The 18,407-nt window shown below is 59.4% G+C and carries 19 protein-coding genes; 18 read left to right on the top strand and 1 reads right to left on the bottom strand.

What is annotated here, in order from left to right:
• Positions 1-146: 146 nt before the first annotated feature.
• From CRP02_RS04125 to chrA, 17 genes are all read left to right on the top strand, one after another.
• Positions 147-1,127, top strand: coding sequence for a 3'-5' exonuclease (locus CRP02_RS04125; RefSeq protein WP_097170355.1), 981 nt, complete (start codon positions 147-149; stop codon positions 1,125-1,127).
• 167 nt (positions 1,128-1,294) lie between these two features.
• Positions 1,295-2,047, top strand: coding sequence for a GntR family transcriptional regulator (locus tag CRP02_RS04120; RefSeq protein ID WP_097100288.1), 753 nt, complete (start codon positions 1,295-1,297; stop codon positions 2,045-2,047).
• Positions 2,044-2,829, top strand: coding sequence for a transporter substrate-binding domain-containing protein (locus CRP02_RS04115; protein WP_060642688.1), 786 nt, complete (start codon positions 2,044-2,046; stop codon positions 2,827-2,829). Before CRP02_RS04120 ends, CRP02_RS04115 begins: the two co-directional genes overlap by 4 nt.
• A 72-nt stretch (positions 2,830-2,901) precedes the next feature.
• Positions 2,902-3,573, top strand: coding sequence for an amino acid ABC transporter permease (locus tag CRP02_RS04110; RefSeq protein ID WP_003517793.1), 672 nt, complete (start codon positions 2,902-2,904; stop codon positions 3,571-3,573).
• Positions 3,570-4,229: an amino acid ABC transporter permease gene (locus tag CRP02_RS04105; RefSeq protein WP_019566432.1), complete on the top strand. Its 660-nt coding sequence runs from the start codon at positions 3,570-3,572 to the stop codon at positions 4,227-4,229. The genes CRP02_RS04110 and CRP02_RS04105 overlap by 4 nt, the downstream gene beginning before the upstream one ends.
• Positions 4,207-4,932: an amino acid ABC transporter ATP-binding protein gene (locus CRP02_RS04100; RefSeq protein WP_097100291.1), complete on the top strand. Its 726-nt coding sequence runs from the start codon at positions 4,207-4,209 to the stop codon at positions 4,930-4,932. Before CRP02_RS04105 ends, CRP02_RS04100 begins: the two co-directional genes overlap by 23 nt.
• A 313-nt stretch (positions 4,933-5,245) precedes the next feature.
• Positions 5,246-6,331, top strand: coding sequence for an ABC transporter ATP-binding protein (locus CRP02_RS04095; protein ID WP_097170354.1), 1,086 nt, complete (start codon positions 5,246-5,248; stop codon positions 6,329-6,331).
• Positions 6,332-6,361: 30 nt separating this feature from the next.
• Positions 6,362-7,651, top strand: a complete 1,290-nt coding sequence (locus CRP02_RS04090) for an ABC transporter substrate-binding protein (protein WP_097100293.1) — start codon at positions 6,362-6,364, stop codon at positions 7,649-7,651.
• Between the two features lie 75 nt (positions 7,652-7,726).
• Positions 7,727-8,638 carry an ABC transporter permease gene (locus CRP02_RS04085; RefSeq protein ID WP_019566429.1) on the top strand — a complete coding sequence of 304 codons (912 nt, stop codon included), beginning with the start codon at positions 7,727-7,729 and terminating at the stop codon, positions 8,636-8,638.
• A gap of 3 nt (positions 8,639-8,641) precedes the next feature.
• Entirely contained in the window at positions 8,642-9,457 is an 816-nt protein-coding gene (locus tag CRP02_RS04080) for an ABC transporter permease (RefSeq protein ID WP_097170353.1), read from the top strand.
• 14 nt (positions 9,458-9,471) lie between these two features.
• Positions 9,472-10,230 carry an aspartate/glutamate racemase family protein gene (locus tag CRP02_RS04075; RefSeq protein WP_038493729.1) on the top strand — a complete coding sequence of 253 codons (759 nt, stop codon included), beginning with the start codon at positions 9,472-9,474 and terminating at the stop codon, positions 10,228-10,230.
• Between the two features lie 198 nt (positions 10,231-10,428).
• Positions 10,429-10,974, top strand: coding sequence for an RNA polymerase sigma factor (locus CRP02_RS04070; RefSeq protein WP_097170352.1), 546 nt, complete (start codon positions 10,429-10,431; stop codon positions 10,972-10,974).
• A 20-nt stretch (positions 10,975-10,994) separates the two neighbouring features.
• On the top strand, positions 10,995-11,408 hold the full coding sequence (locus CRP02_RS04065; RefSeq protein WP_323455338.1) for a hypothetical protein: 414 nt from the start codon (positions 10,995-10,997) through the stop codon (positions 11,406-11,408).
• Complete coding sequence (locus CRP02_RS04060) at positions 11,405-11,854, top strand: periplasmic heavy metal sensor (RefSeq protein WP_097170350.1); 450 nt, start codon at positions 11,405-11,407, stop codon at positions 11,852-11,854. The genes CRP02_RS04065 and CRP02_RS04060 overlap by 4 nt, the downstream gene beginning before the upstream one ends.
• A gap of 43 nt (positions 11,855-11,897) precedes the next feature.
• A complete protein-coding gene (locus tag CRP02_RS04055; protein WP_097170349.1) occupies positions 11,898-13,448 on the top strand; it encodes a DUF1800 domain-containing protein in 1,551 nt (516 codons plus the stop codon).
• Between the two features lie 2 nt (positions 13,449-13,450).
• Entirely contained in the window at positions 13,451-14,677 is a 1,227-nt protein-coding gene (locus tag CRP02_RS04050) for a DUF1501 domain-containing protein (protein ID WP_097170348.1), read from the top strand.
• A 173-nt stretch (positions 14,678-14,850) separates the two neighbouring features.
• Complete coding sequence (gene chrA / locus CRP02_RS04045; RefSeq protein WP_179783936.1) at positions 14,851-16,080, top strand: chromate efflux transporter; 1,230 nt, start codon at positions 14,851-14,853, stop codon at positions 16,078-16,080.
• Here the strand turns inward: chrA and CRP02_RS04040 are convergent.
• Entirely contained in the window at positions 16,075-16,965 is an 891-nt protein-coding gene (locus CRP02_RS04040; RefSeq protein WP_097170346.1) for a LysR substrate-binding domain-containing protein, read from the bottom strand. The two genes, chrA and CRP02_RS04040, sit on opposite strands and share 6 nt — an antisense overlap.
• A 133-nt stretch (positions 16,966-17,098) precedes the next feature.
• Here CRP02_RS04040 and ampC point away from each other — a divergent pair, with 133 nt between their 5' ends.
• Complete coding sequence (ampC, locus tag CRP02_RS04035) at positions 17,099-18,256, top strand: class C beta-lactamase (protein ID WP_097170345.1); 1,158 nt, start codon at positions 17,099-17,101, stop codon at positions 18,254-18,256.
• Positions 18,257-18,407: the final 151 nt, after the last annotated feature.

The following is an 18,407-nucleotide window of genomic DNA, read 5'->3' as shown; positions in this document are numbered from 1 at the left end:
CCCCCTTTCTGAATCCGATGCGGGCAATGCCAAACGGACGCAGCCCGGTTTCTGTGGATGAGAGAAACCGGAGTTGTTAGTGTCAGCCTCTGAGCATATGTTGGAGTACTTATTCTCGATTTCCGGCCAAGGCGGACAGGAGTGGAATGACCTCCCAGTTGGATTTTTTCGCTTCCGCGACGGCGCGGCTTCCTCAGGCTGAGCGCGGGCGAAAAGCGGGTGGTCGCGAAACGACGCTGAAATCGGTTCCTGACGATGAGGCTCTGGCCGCACATCTCGAATCCACCGGCAATTACCGTATCCTGCGCAAGTTGCAGCCGCGCGCGGTCAGCGAACAGCCCAGACCGGGATTTCCACGGCAGGGCGTGATCCTCGACACCGAGACGACGGGCCTCAACCACCGAACTGACGAGATCATCGAAATCGGCGTCATTACCTTCACATTCGACGATCAGGGTACGATCGGCGATATCACCGGGGTCTATGGCGGTCTGCGACAGCCGGTCACTTCCATTCCGGAAGAAATCACGCGCCTGACAGGTATCACCGATGAAATGGTTGCCGGACAGACGATAGACATCGACCGGCTGACCTCGCTTGTTGCCGGTGCTGATCTGATCATTGCCCACAATGCCGGCTTCGACCGTCCGTTTTGCGAGGCCTTCTCGCCGATTTTCCGCAATAAGGCCTGGGCCTGCTCCGTCTCTGAGATTGACTGGAGTGGTCGGGGTTTTGAGGGCAGCAAGCTCGCCTACCTGATCGGGCAATCCGGCTATTTCCATGACGGCCATCGAGCAGTCGACGATTGTTTCGCTCTGTTGGAGGTGCTGGAACAGGTGCGCCCCGGCCAAAGCGGGACGCCATTCATGGAACTCCATGAAGCCAGCCAGCACTCCCGGGTTCGCATCTATGCGGAGAACAGCCCGTTCGACATGAAGGATCATCTGAAAAAGCGGGGCTATCGCTGGTCTGATGGTTCCGATGGCCGGCCGAAATCCTGGTGGGTGGAACTGGCGGAGGAAAAGCTCGGAGAAGAGCTGCATTTCCTCCGAACCGAAATTTACCGCTGGGACGCCGATCCCACGGTCAAGCATCTAACGGCATTCGACCGGTTCAAAGCCGGTTAGAAAGAAACCGCGACGGCCAGACCGTCAAGTTTGCACAGCTCTGCGTTTTTTTTGATGTTTGTCGATTTTCTTGCTCAAAATTTGAGCGAGTAGGCGTGAGCTTTTTCGCGGCATTTTGATTTTAAAACAATAATTGGTTCTGGCACGGGCCTTGCTTTCAGTCTTGTATGCAAGATTTACATACCAAGCAGGACCGTCAGACAAACATCGAAGAAGCCATCATTTCCGGCATTCTCTCGGCGCGCATCCGGCCGGGCACGCGGCTCAGCGAAAATCAGCTGGCTGGACTTTTCTCTGTTTCACGTACGCGGGTACGGGAGGCGATGATGCGGCTGGAAACACGTGGCATCGTCCATGTCAGCGCGCGGCGAGGGTGGTTCGTCGTCGAGCCTTCCGCCGAGGAGGCGATGACCATCTACGAGGCGCGGCGGATTATCGAATCCGGATTGCTTCGCAGCATGCGGGTGCTGTCAGATGAGGGACGCAAGGTCCTCGTCGCGCATCTTGAGGAAGAGAAAGTCGCAATAGCCGCAGGTGACCGCCAGCGCCTTACCTGCCTCATGGGCGATTTTCATATCCGCATCGCCGAGCTTTGCGGCAATGCCGTGCTCATCGAGCTGCTACGCGATCTCACCGCCCGGACAATTCTGATCTCCATGCTCTACCAGTCGGAGTTTCATGCCCTCCAGTCCCATGAGGGGCATTGCCGTATCTTCGACGCGATGGCTGCGGGCGATTTCGTGAGGGCGGCGGAGCTTTCCATCGAGCATCTGGACGAGGTGGAAACCGGCCTCGACCTCACACGACGCCCCGATCCTCTCGCCGGCCTTCGCCGGTCGCTCGCCCTGCCGGAAATGAATGGCGGCGATCCGGATAAAATTCACATGCAACACAATCAACACAAGGAGAATGACATATGATCTTCAGACGGACCCTCATCGCCGCCGCCGCCATGGCTGCCGCCTTCGGTCTTTCCGCGCCCGCCAAGGCGGATGCCCTTGCCGACATCACCGCACGCGGCACTCTGCGTGTGGCCGTACCGCAGGATTTCCCGCCCTTCGGCAGCGTTGCTGCTGATATGACCCCGCAGGGCTATGACATCGACATGGCCAAGATGATCGCCGACAAGCTTGGCGTGAAGGTGGAACTCGTCCCGGTCACCAGTGCCAACCGCGTTCCCTATCTCCAGACCAACAAGGTCGATCTCGTGATCTCCAGCCTCGGCAAGAATGCAGATCGCGAAAAAGTTATCGATTTCTCAGACGCTTACGCGCCTTTCTTCAATGGTGTTTTCGGCCCGGCCGACGTCGCGATCTCCAAGGCCGAAGACCTGAAGGGCAAGACCATCGCCGTCACGCGCGGTGCCGTCGAGGACCTGGAGCTGACGAAGGTCGCGCCTTCGGACGCCACCATCAAGCGTTACGAGGACAATAACGGCACCATCTCGGCCTTCCTTTCGGGCCAGGTGGAAGTTGTCGCGACCGGCAACGTGGTTGCAGCCGCCATCCTCGCCAAGAACCCCCCGAAGCGTCCGGAATTGAAGTTCCTCATCAAGAACTCTCCCTGCTACATCGGCCTCAACAAGAACGAGCCGGCCCTGCTGGAAAAGGTCAACGCCACTGTAGCTGCGGCCAAGGCCGACGGCTCGCTGAATGCGATCGCCACCAAGTGGCTTGGCCAGGATCTGCCGAAAGACCTTTGATCATCGTTTGCCATGGTCATCCCGGATCCGCCGGGATGACGCCTTTCTCCACCGGCGCAAGGGGACTGTTTCTTGAGCTATCAATTTGATTTCCTGTGGCTTGGCGAATATTGGCCACAAATTGCCAAAGGCATCGCCATTACGAGCCAACTCACGCTGGTCGGCGGCGTGGTCGGCGTTTCACTTGGCATCGCCTGCGCCTGGGCCAGGGCGCTCGGACCTTCATGGTTGAAGCCCATCGTCGGCACCTATGTGGAGCTCATCCGCAATACGCCTTTTCTGATCCAGTTGTTTTTCATCTTCTTTGGCCTGCCATCGCTTGGTTTCAAGCTTACAGAGCTGACCGCGGCCAATCTGGCGATGATCGTCAATCTGGGCGCCTATAGTTGCGAGATCATCCGCGCCGGTATTCAGGCGACGCCGAAGGGCCAGTTCGAGGCGGGCGCGAGCCTTGCCATGACGCGTTTCGAAACGTTTCGCCATGTGGTGCTCACACCCTCGCTGCAACGCATCTGGCCGGCGCTTTCCTCGCAAGTGGTGATCGTCATGCTCGGCTCGGCCGTCGTTTCGCAGATTGCGGTGGAAGACCTGACCTTTGCGGCGAACTTCATCCAATCGCGCACGTTCCGTGCCTTCGAAGCCTACATCCTGTCAACCGTCATCTACCTGCTGCTCGCCATTCTGTTGCGGCAGGGCATGCTGGCGCTCGGCAGCTTTCTTTTCCCGAGGAGGGCGGCACGATGACTGAATTCACCTTTTGGGACATTCTGCGCAACCTGCTGCTCTCCACTCGCTGGACGCTGTTGCTCTCGCTCGTCTCCTTCATTGGCGGCGGCATGGTGGGCATCGTGCTTCTGTGGTTGCGCATCAGCCCGCGCCGGGCTTTGAACCGTGCTGCCCGCATCTATATCGAAGTCTTTCAGGGCACCCCGCTGCTGATGCAGCTTTTCATCGCTTTTTTCGGCCTCGGTCTCCTCGGGGTCGATGTCCCGGCTTGGCTTGCCGCTGGTGTGGCGCTGATCCTCTGGACCGCTGCCTTCCTTGCGGAAATCTGGCGCGGCTGCGTTGAGGCGATTGCGAAGGGTCAGTGGGAGGCGTCCGCCAGCCTTGCCATGGGCCGCCTGCAACAGATGCGTTACGTCATCCTGCCGCAGGCGCTGAAGATCGCCATTCCGCCAACGGTCGGTTTCTCTGTGCAGGTCGTCAAGGGCACAGCACTCACCTCCATCATCGGTTTCGTTGAACTGTCCAAGGCCGGCACGATCGTCACCAATGCCACCTTCCAGCCCTTCACCGTATATGGGCTGGTTGCTCTCATCTATTTCGCCCTCTGCTGGCCGCTGTCGAAATCCAGCCAGTTCTTAGAAAGGAAGCTCAATGTCGCTCATCGAAATCACTGAAGTCCACAAGAGCTTTGGCGACAATGAGGTGCTGAAGGGCATAAATCTGGATGTCGAACCCGGCGAGGTGATCGCCATCATCGGCAAAAGCGGCTCTGGCAAATCGACGCTGCTTCGCTGCATCAACGGACTGGAGACGATCAGCGCCGGCTCGATCCAGGTGGCAGGTGCGCAGTTGCTGGACGATGAGCTGCATCTGAAGGCATTGCGGCTGAAGGTCGGCATGATCTTCCAGCAATTCAACCTCTTTCCGCATCTGACGGCCGGCGGCAATGTCATGCTTTCGCAGATGGTGGTGAAAAAGGTCACCAAGCCGGAGGCCGAGGTGACGGCGCGCAAGATGCTGGAGCGTGTCGGGCTGGCGCACAAGTTCGATGCCTATCCGGATGAACTGTCCGGCGGCCAGCAGCAGCGCGTGGCGATTGCCCGCGCCCTTGCCATGCAGCCCATCGCCCTTCTCTGCGACGAGATTACCTCGGCGCTCGACCCCGAACTCGTGTCTGAGGTGCTGGCCGTCGTGCGCGAACTGGCAAAGGAAGGCATGACGCTGTTGATGGTGACGCATGAAATGAAGTTTGCCCGCGACGTCTGCTCGCGCGTTGTCTTCATGCATCAGGGCCGCGTGCACGAGATCGGCCCGCCGGAAGAGGTTTTTGCCAATCCCCAGACGCCGGAACTCAAGCAGTTCCTTGGTATGATCTAAGCACAGTACCGACGCACGCGACCGGAGCGGTGTGTGCGTCGGCAGTAGCCTTTACGTTGTGTTTGCCGGGAAAATGACCGCTATTCCAGTGGTGTCAGCCAGTTCGTTTCCATGGCACTCTTTTCCCGATTTCATGTTTCCCTGTCAGGCGCTCAGATCGCATACAATTTCCGCACCAAATCGAAAACAATCGATGTAATTTTGAGCAGGCCGGTGGCGGGACCGGCGAACACATCGAAATTCCCGTTTTATATCAATGGCAAAGCCGATTGGCACGGCTCCTGCATGACAAAGACGTCGCAGGAGAGTGTTCATGAGCAAAGCCGCAGCAATCGACATCGCTTCCGTTTCCAAGATTTATGGCAACACCACCGCGGTGCATGCCATAAGCCTCAAGATACCGGCAGGAAGTTACTGCTGCCTGCTTGGTCCTTCGGGCTGCGGCAAGACCTCGACACTGCGAATGATCGCCGGCCACGAAAGCATTTCAAGCGGCGATGTCAGGCTTGGTAATGTGGTCGTCACCGATCTGCCGCCCGCCAAACGCGGCACGGCAATGATGTTCCAGTCCTATGCGCTGTTTCCGCATCTCGATCTCGTCGACAACGTTGCCTTCAGCCTCAAGATGAAGGGGGTGGACAAGGAAGCGCGCCGCGCCAAGGCGCTGGAGATGCTGCGGCTGATGCAGCTCGAACCCTATGCCAACCGGCGTCCGGCCCAGCTTTCCTGCGGGCAGCAGCAGCGCGTGGCATTGGCTCGCGCGCTTATCACCGACCCCGAGGCGTTGCTGCTGGATGAGCCGCTTTCGGCACTCGATCCTTTCCTCAAGATCCGTATGCGGGCCGAGCTGAAGAAGCTGCAAACCTCGCTCGGCATCACCTTTGTTCACGTCACACACAGTCAGGAAGAGGCAATGGCGCTGGCCGACGTCATCGTCGTCATGAATGATGGCCGCATCGAGCAGGCAGCGACGCCGCGCGAGCTGTTTGAGCGCCCGGCCACCGCTTTCGTCGCCCGCTTCATGGGCGATCACAATGTCATTTCCGGCCGGCTCAAGGAAAAGAACGGCGATCTCGTCACGCTGGAGGTTGCAGGCGGCGGCACCTTCACGGCAAGCGGCATTGCCCCGGATGACGGCGCGGTCGATATCGCCGTTCGTACCGACCGTGTGCGCGTCGGCGAGGCGGATCAACCCGGCTTCGGTTTTACCGGCATCGTCTCGAATGTCGAATATCGCGGTGCAAGCGTGAAGATCGCCGTGACCGGCGCGGGCATTGAGGATTTCAACGCCATCCTCGGTGACGTCGCCTTCTTCGAAAAGCCGGTAAAGACCGGCGACGCCATACCGCTTTCATGGAATGCGGCCGATGCCATCGTGCTCGGCCGGGTAGAGAAGTGACCCCAAAAATAACCAGAGGAGAACTTTGAAATGACCGACAACTCCAACAGCAACAAGGGCCTGTCCCGCCGCGGCCTCCTAAAAGCAGGTGCCGCCGCAACAGGCGCGGCCATCGGCTCCGGCCTTGTCACCGGTTTCCCGACCATATGGGCGCAGAACCCGATCACGATCCGCCAGTTCGGCACGGGTGTTTCGAACCTCAATGCGATTGCCGAAAAGTGCAAGGCTGATCTCGGTATCACACTGGAGATGACGGCGACGGATTCGGATGCGGCCGCGCAGCGCGCCGTGACCCAGCCGAACTCCTACGATATCGCCGATATCGAATACTGGATCCTGAAGAAGGTCTACCCGGCGGGTGTCATTCAGCCGATGGAAATCAAGAAGCTGAAATATTACGACAAGATCGTTCCGCTGTTTAAAAACGGCAAGCTGACGCCCGATAGCGTCGTGGCCCAAGGTACCGCCCCGCACACGGTCGGTTTCGTCGAAAAGCCCGGCGACAAGAAGTTTGCGAAAAGCGAAACCGATTATTTCACCATGGTTCCGACGATCTACAATGCCGATACGCTCGGCATTCGCCCCGATCTCGTCGGCCGCGATATCACCAGCTGGGCCGATATCATGGACCCCAAGTTCAAGGGCAAGGCCTCTATCCTCAACATCCCCTCCATCGGCATCATGGATGCGGCGATGATCATGGAGGCCATGGGCAACATCAAATATGCCGACAAGGGCAACATGACGAAGGAAGAGATCGACAAGACGATCGAATTCCTCATCAAGGCGAAGAAGGACGGGCAGTTCCGCGCTTTCTGGAAGAGCTTCGATGAAAGCGTCAACCTCATGGCGTCGGGTGAAGTCGTGATCCAGTCCATGTGGTCGCCGGCAGTCGCCGCCGTTCGCTCCAAGGGCATCGCCTGCAAATACCAGCCGCTCAAGGAAGGTTATCGCTCGTGGGGCGGCGGCCTTGGCCTTGCCAAGCACCTCTCCGGTGCCAAGCTGGATGCGGCGTATGAGTATATCAACTGGTACACCTCCGGCTGGGTCGGCGCCTACCTCAACCGTCAGGGCTATTACTCCGCCGCCATGGATACGGCGAAGGAACATATGTCGGCCGACGAGTGGGGTTACTGGGTCGAAGGCAAGCCCGCGCAGGGCGATATCATCGCGCCTGATGGCAAGGTCATGGAAAAGGCCGGTGCAGTGCGCGACGGCGGTTCGTTCCAGGAGCGCATGGGCAAGGTCGCCTGCTGGAATTCCGTCATGGACGAGGACCGCTACATGGTTCGTCGCTGGAACGAGTTCATCGCGGCCTGATCTTCTCGCCTTTCGCAGACATGAGGCCGCGCCGACGCGGCCTCTCTTTCACAGGCAGCCAGCAGGAGAAAAGCCTTGGTGACAGTCAGATTCATCGGCGTGAGCGAAAAAAAGGACAAGCCGTCCCGCAGCTTCGCCCTGCCGCAGAAGCTTGTGTCCTATATTCAGGCCACACCGCTTTTCCTGATCCTCGGCTTTTTCCTGCTTTTACCGATCGTCATGATCGCCGTCGTCAGTTTCTGGGATTATGATTTTGCCCAGATGTATCCGGGTTTCGTGACCTTCAACTATACCGAGACGCTTGGTTCCTGGGTCACATGGCAGACCTATATCAACACGCTGAAATTCGCCGCCATCGTCTGGGCGATCACGCTGTTCTGCGGTTTCTGGGTCGCCTATTTTCTCGCTTTTCATATCCGCACCACCACGATGCAGATGGTTCTGTTCCTCGTCTGCACCGTGCCATTCCTGACCTCGAACATCATCCGCATGATTTCCTGGATTCCCGTTCTCGGGCGAAACGGACTGGTCAACAGCGCGCTGGTCAGCGCCGGCATCGTACCTGCGCCAATCGAATGGCTGCTCTATTCGGATTTCGCCGTGGTGCTGGCCATGGTGCATCTTTATACGCTGTTCATGGTCACACCCATCTTCAACACGCTGATGCGCATCGACAAATCGCTGATCGAAGCGGCGCGTGATGCCGGGGCGACTGGCTGGCAGACCCTATGGAACGTTATCATTCCGCTTGCCAAACCCGGCATGGCGATCGGCAGCATCTTTGTCGTGACGCTTGTCATGGCCGATTTCTCCACGGTTCAGGTGATGTCCGGCGGGCAGAGCGCATCGGTGGCGCTGATGATGAAGAACCAGATGTCGCTGCTGCAATATCCCGCGGCCGCCGCAAATGCCGTTATCCTGCTCATCCTCGTTCTTCTGATGGTCGCGGGCATCCTGCGCATCGTCGATATCCGCAAGGAGTTGTGACCCATGCATTCGGAAAAACGCGGCCGTGAATTCTATGTCCTCGCCTTCTTTTTTCTGCTCTTCGTGCTGTTCCTCTACGGCCCGCTGTCGGCGATCCTCATCCTTGCCTTTCAGGGGCCGAATGGCGGACTGACCTTTCCACTCAACGGCGTTTCGCTGCACTGGTTCGGCAATCTTTTCGAACAGCAGGCGGTCGGCGATTTCGGCGGCTCGTTCCGCCGTTCCTTCGGGCTTGGCGTCATGGTCATGGTCGTCACGGTGCTCGTCTCGCTTCTGGCGGGTCTTGCTTTCCGGCGCAAATTCATCGGCGCGACGCCGCTATTCTATCTTTCCGTCGCAAGCCTCGTGGTACCATCGATCATCATATCACTCGGCATTGGCGTTCTTTTCCAACAGCTTGGGCTGGAACCTTCATGGTATACATCAGCATTTGGCGCGCACCTAACCTGGACGCTGCCATTCGGCGTGCTCATCATGCTGGCGGTTTTCAACCGCTTTTCTCCATCCTATGAAGAAGCCGCCCGCGATCTCGGGGCATCCGCCTGGCAGACCTTTGCCCATGTGGTGCTGCCGATGATTGCGCCGAGCCTGATAGGCGTCGGCCTGTTCGGCTTTACGCTTTCCTATGACGAATTTGCCCGCACGCTGATGACGTCAGGCACCTACAACACCCTGCCACTGGAAATCTACGGCATGACCACCAACGTCACCACGCCGGTGCTTTACGCGCTCGGAGCCGTCACGACCCTTTTCTCCTTCCTGGTTATTGCGGGCACGCTTGGCCTGATCGTCACTCTGAACCGTCGCCATTCGCGTTGATGAAAAAACAGAACATGCGCATCCTCGTCATTAATCCGAATACGACGCAATCCATGACGGCGACGATCGCCGACGCGGCGACGCGGGCGGCCAGTTGCGATACGGAAATCTTGGCAGTGACCTCTTCCATGGGGCCTGTCTCCATCGAAGGATATTACGATGAGGTTTTCGCGGTACCCGGCCTGCTGCTCGAGCTTGCCAAGGCGCCGACGCTTGGTGCCAGGGCAGCCGTCATCGCCTGTTTCGACGACACCGGGCTCGATGCGGCCCGCGCGCTCGCCGACATACCCGTAATTGGGATTTGCGAAGCGGCGGTTTCAGCCACGGCATTCATCGCGCAGAGGTTTACGATCGTTACGACGATGGAGCGTTCGCGGCTGCCGCTCGAACATCTCGTTCACCGTTATGGCATGTCTGCCCGCTGCAATGTGCGTGCTGCCGATATTCCCGTCCTGTCGCTGGAAGATCCGGCATCAAATGCCAGGGAGAGGCTGCGGGAAGAGATTTCACTGGCCCTGCGTCAAGATCGCGCCGAAGCGATCGTGCTTGGCTGCGCAGGTATGGCGGATCTCACCGCCGAGCTGCGCAGCGAATTCGGCGTGCCTGTTATCGATGGCGTCGCTGCGGCGGTGAAACAGGCGGAATCGCTGGTATCGATGGGGCTTTCGACCGCCAAGCGCGGCGCCTATGCCACGCCACTCGCCAAGCCCTATCGCGGATTGCTTGAAGCGTTCGGGCCGGACAGGCTTGCCGGGGTATCTGTGGACGGTTGAAACAGCCGTTCCAATGTGTTCGGGCGGTAACGCGGCCTGCCGTAAAATGCACGCGAATATTTCCCAGAAATCGGCGACGGATTTTGCGCGGGTCTGCGTTAAAGTGGCAAGGTGCGGGACATCCTCACTGAAGCCGCCGTCATTCCGCATGGATTTCGCCCGTGTCCGACAGGACAGTACGGAGACAAAGCCCGATACATGGTAAGCGATCCGGATGCAGATTTGGTGACGGATGTCGCTGCGGGAGATGTCCGCGCGATGCAGGCTCTGGTGACGGCCAAACTGCCGAGGATCATGGCGCTTGCCACGCGTATGCTGGGTGATCCGGCAGAGGCGGAAGACATCGCGCAGGAGACCTTCCTGCGCATATGGAAATATGCAGGCACGTGGCGGCAGGGGCGTGCGAAATTCGACACATGGATCCACCGGGTGGCGCTGAACCTCTGTTATGACCGGTTGCGAAAGCGCCGGGAAATATCGGTCGCTGAGCCGCCCGAACAGATGGACGGCAGTGTGCTGCCCGATGCCGCCCTGCCATATGATGGTGACGAGAGCGGTGCCGTGGGGCGCGCCTTGCAGGCCATACCCGCGCGACAAAGGGAGGCGATCGTTCTGGTCTATTATCAGGAGATGTCGAACCGCGAGGCGGCTGATGTCATGCATGTCAGTGTGGACGCACTGGAAAGCCTTCTGGCGCGTGGCCGCCGGGCACTCCATGCGATTTTGAATGAGGGCGACCAATGAACGGGGCGAAGAAGACGCTCATGGATAACAAGGTTTTTTCCGATCTTGTGGCGGCCTATGGTGCCGATCCACAACGCTGGCCGGAAGACCGGCGGCCGGAGGCCATGGCTTATGCGGAGACGGCAGACGGCAGGCGCCTGATTGCGCAGGCGGCACCTCTCGATTTTGCGCTGTCGGCATATCGTCTTCGCGACCCTTCGGCCATGCTCAACGCGAAGATCATGGCGCAGGCAAAGGCGCAGACCACCAGACACAGATGGATCGTCCGGTACGGGCTGGGTGCGGGCATGATCGGCATCAGCCTTGCGGGAGCGCTGACGGGAGCGGTTGCCGTCATCAACCTCACGCCACCGCCCGCCCTGACATTGGGCGATACGTTGACGGCCTTCGGAAACCTGCAAACCGAAAACGAAATGACCGAGGAGACGAAATGAGCGATCAGAATTTCCGCTGGATAGTCGTTGTCCTTCTCGTCGCGAATACGTTTCTTGTCTGCGCGCTTGCCGGCGCGGGGTTCGTTTATCTGCGGAACGACCCGGCCGCTGCCGCTGCCCGCATGCCGCTCGCGGGCGAACAATTGCCAAAAACCGAAAGGGAGGCCTTTCGGCGCAGCCTCAACGATGCACGCAGGACCATGCGGGAAACCTCCGCCGAGGCGCGCCAGGCGCGTATCGAGGCGGCGTCTCTGATGGGGGCGGAAACGCTCGATCCAGACGCATTGTCCGCAGCGCTCGAGCGTGCCCGCAAAGCGGAATATGAGGTGCGTGCCGCAACCGAGATGCAGGCCGTGGAGTTCGCCCGCACATTGTCGCTCGAGGCGCGGCGCCGGCTGGCGGAAGGCTTGCTTGCCCGCGAGGCGCCCAAGCCTGCCACGAAATAATCACATTTCATCAGCGACGGATTTTGGCCCTGGCGCCCGTTGAATGGTCGATAACGAAACGGAGTTCGTATCGGCCATGTCAAATTCCAGGGAATTGGATGCAGCACTCTGTCTGTGGCGTTTCGGCCTCGGCGCGCGTGAAGGGGATATCCAGGCGATCAAAGACGACCCGCGCGATCTGTTGCGGCTGGAAATTACCGAACGGGCCACACCAATTCCTGTCGGCGCACAGCTGCATTCTAGCGCCGATCTTCTGATATCGCTGATGGCGTATAACAAGGAGATCAAGGCCGAGCGTGAAAAACCCGCTGTCCTTGCCGTTTCGGCCACCACCGGCGCCGCGGGTGCGACCGCAGGGGCCATGAGCCCACCATCGCCGGCAATGGCAATTGCCGCAAACTCTATGGACAATGCGGGCATGGTGCCGCCTGCCAGTGCTCCACGGGACAAGAAGCCGGACGCGCCGGCCACCAAGCGCCCCTATTTTCCCCAGCAGATACTGCTTGCGGAGGCGGACGCCCGCTTCAACGGCACGATACGCCAGCCGCTGATCGGTTTTGGCGAGCGGTTGGCAATGTTCTGGGCCAACCACTTCGCGGTTGCCACCGGCAAGGGCGGTGATGTGCACATTCTCGCCGGCGCTTTCGAGCGTGAGGCGATCCGTCCGCATGTCTTCGGCAGTTTCGAGGATATGCTGGTCGCAGTCGAGACCCATCCCGCCATGCTGTATTTTCTCGACAATCAGCAATCGATCGGACCGAATTCGCAGGCCAACAGGAACGGCAAGCGCGGGCTCAACGAAAACCTCGCGCGCGAAATCATGGAACTGCATACGCTCGGGGTGGATGGCGGCTATAGTCAGGCTGATGTTACAGCACTTGCCCGCATCATCACCGGCTGGAGCGTCTATCGCGACGAGAAGCGTCCGGGCCCGCTTGGCCGATTTTCCTTCAACGCCAACAACCATGAACCCGGCGACCATGCCGTGATGGGCATCACCTATGGTGAAGCGGGGGTAGAGCAGGGGCGGCAGGCGCTGCGAGATCTCGCGCATCATCCGGCGACGGCCAGCCATCTCGCTTACAAGCTGGTACGGCATTTCGTTAGCGACCATCCACCACCGGAACTGGTGGCGAAACTTGCTGCCGCCTACACCAAGAGCCACGGCGATCTTTGCGCCACCTATATCGCGCTTATCGAGGCTGAACAGTCGTGGAACCCGGCCCTGACCAAGCTCAGACCACCGCTCGATTTCGTGACGACCGTCATCAGGGCGAGTGGAATAGTGCCAAAACCCGAGCAGGTAATTTCCGTGCTCAACGCATTGGGTCAGCCGCTGTGGAACCCCTCCGGCCCGAACGGTTTTGCCGATGTCACCGATAGCTGGGGTTCTTCCGAGGGGCTGGCGACGCGTATCGATGCCGCCAGTCTGTTCGCCCATCAGGTTGCGAGTTCAATCGATCCGCGCGACTTCGTCGCAGACCGCCTGGGGCCGCTTTTGTCCGAGGAGACGAGAAAGGCCGTGCAGCGGGCTGAGAGCAAACCGCAGGGACTGACGATTGCATTCCTTTCCCCCGAATTCCAGAGGCGTTGACCATGCTGTGTGAACTTCTTTCCCCAACCCGCCGCGCTCTTCTTGGCACAGGCGGCGCGCTTTTCGCCTGGGCCTTTATGCCGCGTTTTGCTTTTGCTGCGGGCGGGCGCGACCCACGTTTCGTCACCATCATCCTGCGCGGCGCGCTCGACGGGCTGACCGCCGTGCCGCCCGTCGGCGACCCCGACTATGAGGCGCTAAGGCAACAGATCGCCATGCGCACCGAAGGCGACAATCCAGCCCTCGCGCTGGATGGTTTTTTTGCACTCCATCCATCCCTTCGCAATTTCCAGCGGCTGTACCGGAAGGGCGAGGCAGCAGTCGTCCACGCCAGCGCCACCGGTTATCGTGACCGTTCGCATTTTGACGGGCAGGATGTGCTGGAATCGGGTTTTCCGACGCCCGGCCATGTCGAGACGGGTTGGCTGAACCGTCTGCTCGAACAGCTGCCGGCGGGTGAAACCATCAATCCAGCTGCGGCCGGGCAGCGGGTGAGCGGCCTTGCCATCGGCGCCAGCGCTCCGCTTGTCATTCGCGGCAAGGCGCCGATATTGGGATGGGCGTCATCCGTTCTCAAACCCGCCGATGGCGATCTCGCTCCGCGCCTTGCCGATCTCTATGGCCAGACGGACCCGATGCTGGCGGCATTGCTTGCCGAGGGTATCGAAACCGGCCGGATTGCCTCCGGCGTCGATATCAAGGCGCGCGGTGGTCCGGGTGATCCCGTTGGCATGGAGCAGATGGCGCGGGGTGCAGCACGGCTGATTGCGCACCCGGAAGGGCCGCGCGTTGCGGCGCTGGCTTTCGAGGGTTGGGACACCCATGCCCATGAGGTCGACCGTCTTTCAAAATTGTTGAGCGGGCTGGACAATGCGCTTGCCGCCTTCGAGCAGGAGCTGGGGCCGGTCTGGAAGGATACGGCCATATTGGTCGCCACGGAATTTGGCCGTACCGCCCGTATCAACGGTACGGAAGGAACTGACCACGGAACGGCAACAACGGCCTTTCTCGCCGGCGGCAGCATCCGTGGCGGGCGTGTCATCGCCGATTGGCCCGGCCTCAAGCTCGCGCAGTTGCGGGATGGGCGGGACCTTGCGCCCACGACGGATATTCGCGCGATCATCAAGGGTGTCGCGGTCGATCATCTCGGCGCAAGCGCTGCCATGCTCGACAACGCGGTCTTTCCCGGTTCGGAGGCCATCCGGCCCATGAAGGGACTAATCGTCTGAGGCTCGAAAAATACGGGAAAACAAATATATGGAGCGCGTCCAACGACCCCGGCCGTTCCGGATGCGCTCCCGCCTCTTCATATCCCTGTCATAATAGTGTCTGATATCGATATCGTTTTTTGATACGGACATTGTGTAGACGAACAGCCGTTGCACGCTCAGGGAGCTTTTTCGTGAAGTCGTCAACGCAAACCATCCGCACTGAAGCGGCAACCCCTCGAAGCGGCACGCCCGGCGAGGTATTTATGGCGTTCCTGAAGCTCGGGGTCACCTCCTTCGGCGGACCCATCGCCCATCTCGGTTATTTTCGCGATGAGCTGGTCGTGCGGCGTAAATGGATCGATGAGGCGGGTTATGCCGATCTCGTGGCGCTCTGCCAGTTCTTGCCAGGGCCGGCCTCCAGCCAGGTCGGTTTTGCCCTTGGGTTGCTGCGGGCAGGGCCGCTCGGTGCGCTGGCGGCCTGGACGGCCTTCACACTGCCATCCGCTATCCTCCTGCTTCTCTTCGCCATGGTCGCCGCGTCCATAGAAGGACCTGTCGGCACCGGCCTGTTGCATGGCCTCAAGATCGTGGCCGTTGCCGTGGTGGCGCAGGCTGTCTGGGGCATGGCAAAGAGCCTTGCCCCAGATAGACAGCGTGCCAGCATCGCGCTTGTCGGCATCATCTGTGTCGTGTTTGTCGCCGGAGCCTTCGGACAGATTCTGGCACTTGCAATGGGTGCCGTTGCGGGTATCGTCTTCTGCCGCAGCGAGGCCGCGCGTGATGCATCCCATCTCGCATTCCGGGTGCCGAAAAGTGTCGGATACGTTGCGCTTGCCACTTTCGTTCTTCTTCTCGGTCTTCTGCCGGTTCTCGCCGCAATCGCCGGATCGCAGGCCCTCTCATTGTTCGATGCGTTCTATCGTGCCGGCGCCCTTGTCTTTGGTGGCGGCCATGTGGTGCTGCCGTTGCTGCAATCGGCAGTGGTTTCCACGGGCTGGGTGACGGAAGATGCGTTTATCGCCGGTTACGGCGCAACCCAGGCCGTTCCCGGCCCGCTGTTCACCTTCGCGGCCTACCTCGGCGCTGTGGTGGGGCCGCAGCCGAACGGTGTTGCGGGAGCAGCCATTGCGCTTGTCGCGATCTTTCTGCCGGGCATGCTACTGCTCGTCGGTGCGCTGCCCTTCTGGGAGGGGTTTCGCAAGCACCTTCTGGCGCAGGCTGCCATGCGCGGCGCAAATGCCGCCGTCGTGGGCATTCTCGGGGCCGCGCTTTATAATCCGGTGTGGACAAGCGCCATCTTCATGCCGAAGGATTTTGCACTTGCGCTGACGGGTTTCATCCTGTTGACGGTGTGGAAGACGCCGCCATGGATCGTGGTGGTCATCTGCGCGATTGGTGGCGTTCTGCTCGCCCTGTCATAGGCCGTCTTGCGCAGGACCGATATTGGTAAACATCCAGTCCGAGAAGGCCTGCATGGCTGGTGTCGGCGGCTTTGATTGCAGCCTCGTCAGCCAGTAGCTGCCAAGCGATATGGTGACGGGAAAGGGCTGGACGATAGCCCCGGATGCCAGATGCCGTGAAAACATCGATGGCGGGGCGAGCGCCACGCCGAGCCCTTGCAATGCGGCCTCCATCATGCCGAGCGAGGTATCGAAAACGATGCCGGCATTCACCTGCGCCACCGGTGTCACGCCAGCCGCTGCAAACCACGTGGCCCATTCGTCAGACCTGTAGCTGCGCAACAGCGTGGCGTCCGCGAGATCAGTGGGGGATTTTAGTGTCTCTGCCAGTTTCGGCGTACAGAGAGGCGAAAGGGGCGCCTCGAAAAGCCGGAATGCATCCGTGCCATGCCAGGAGCCCCGGCCGAATCGAATGGCGAAATCGAGGCCTTCGGCGGCCATGTCCACCCGGTTGTTATTGGTGGAAACGCGCACGTCGATGAACGGGTGCCGCTTTTGAAACTCCCTCAGCCGCGGCAGCAGCCAGCCCACGGCAAAGGTTCCCACGACGCCCAGAAACAGCAGTTCGCGCACCTGACCGGCTTCGATCCTGTCGAGCGTGATCGCCATCTGATCGAAAGAGCTGGTGACCGTCGGTAGCAGGGCTTCGCCTTCCGCGGTGATTTTCAGGCCTCTTGGGAGTCGTTGAAAAAGAGAAACCCCGAGTCGTTTTTCGAGGCCCTTCACCTGTTGGCTCACAGCCGCCTGCGTCACGCAGAGTTCAATGGCCGCGCGGGTGAAACTGAGGTGCCGCGCTGATGCCTCAAATGCCCTCAGGCCGTTCAGGGGAAGAAATTGCCGAACCATTCAAGACCTAGATTTTGTTATGCCTCGTCTGAGATATCATGATTTGTTCGTGCAATGTAGGGCGGTTAAACGTCTTTCGCTGGGGACGGCGCAGGTGCCGAAAATCCACTTGAGGTTTTGGAGAACGCGAAAGATGAAACTTAGTCGCAGACATATTGCATTGGCCACACTGATCTCGACGAGCCTGCTCACGCAGGCCTTTGCCGCTGATGATGCCAGGTTGAAAGCGATAACGGATGCAGCGATCAAGCCGGTGATGGAGAAGAACGGTATTCCGGGTCTGGCAGTTGGCATCAGTGTCGATGGCGAAAACCACGTCTTCACCTACGGTGTCATGTCCAAAAGTACGGGCCAGCCGGTTACCCCGCAGACGCTTTTCGAGCTGGGTTCCATCAGCAAGACATTCACGGTCGCGCTCAGTACCTATGCGGAGACGCAGGGCAAACTGTCACTATCAAGCAAGGTCGAAGACTATCTTCCCTCCATGAAGGGCAAACCGTTTGGCGATGTCACGCTGATGCATCTTGGCACCCACACCGCCGGTGGCTTTCCGTTGCAGGTGCCGGACAGTGTCAAGACGGAGCCGCAGCTTTTAGCCTATCTCAAGGCCTGGAAGCCCGCATACAAGGCGGGAACGCACAGAACCTACGCCAATCCCAGCATCGGAATGCTCGGATACGTCACCGCAAAGGCCATGGGCCAAAGCTATGACAGCGCTATGCAGGACGTACTGTTTCCAGCGCTTGGATTGAAGAGCACCTTCACCGTGGTGCCCAAGGCAAAAATGGCCGATTATGCGCAGGGCTATAAGAGAAGCGGCGAACCGGCCCGCATGACGCCAGCCATTCTCTCATCGGAGGCTTACGGGGTCAGATCAACGGCGACCGACATGATCCGTTTCGTCAATGCGAATATGGGGCTGGAAAAGCTGGACGGAAAACTCCAGCAGGCGATCGCCAACACCCATACGGGATATTTCAGCGTCGGCGCGATGACGCAGGATATGATCTGGGAGCAATATGCCCACCCGGCCGCGCTAAAAACACTGATCGAAACGAACTCCGGCGCCTTGCTCAAGACGGTGCCGGTATCGGAAATTTCGCCGCCGATGAAGCCGCGTGGCGATGTCTTCATCAACAAGACCGGCTCCACCAACGGTTTCGGCGCCTATGTGGCGTTCATACCGGAGCAGAAACTCGGTATCGTCATTCTGGCCAATAAAAACTATCCCAATGAGGATCGTGTTGCCGTGGCTTACGAGATTTTGAACGGACTCAAAAGCTCCGAATGATGTCAGTGCTGGCGTAAACGCGTACAGGACAAGGGTGGCATTTCGGTCGTAATTCATTTGCTCGCCGGCATTGTCATCCTTGCCTTGAAAGCATGCATTTCCGACCCTGAAAATCGGCGTATGCCCATATTTTGAGCGCTTGTAATCAAGG

Origin of the sequence: Rhizobium sp. AN5 (assembly GCF_900215255.1) — a bacterium.
Classification (GTDB): Bacteria; Pseudomonadota; Alphaproteobacteria; order Rhizobiales; family Rhizobiaceae; genus Agrobacterium; species Agrobacterium tumefaciens.
The sequence above is the reverse complement of the archived record's forward strand: the minus strand, read 5'-3'. Positions and strand labels throughout refer to the sequence as shown.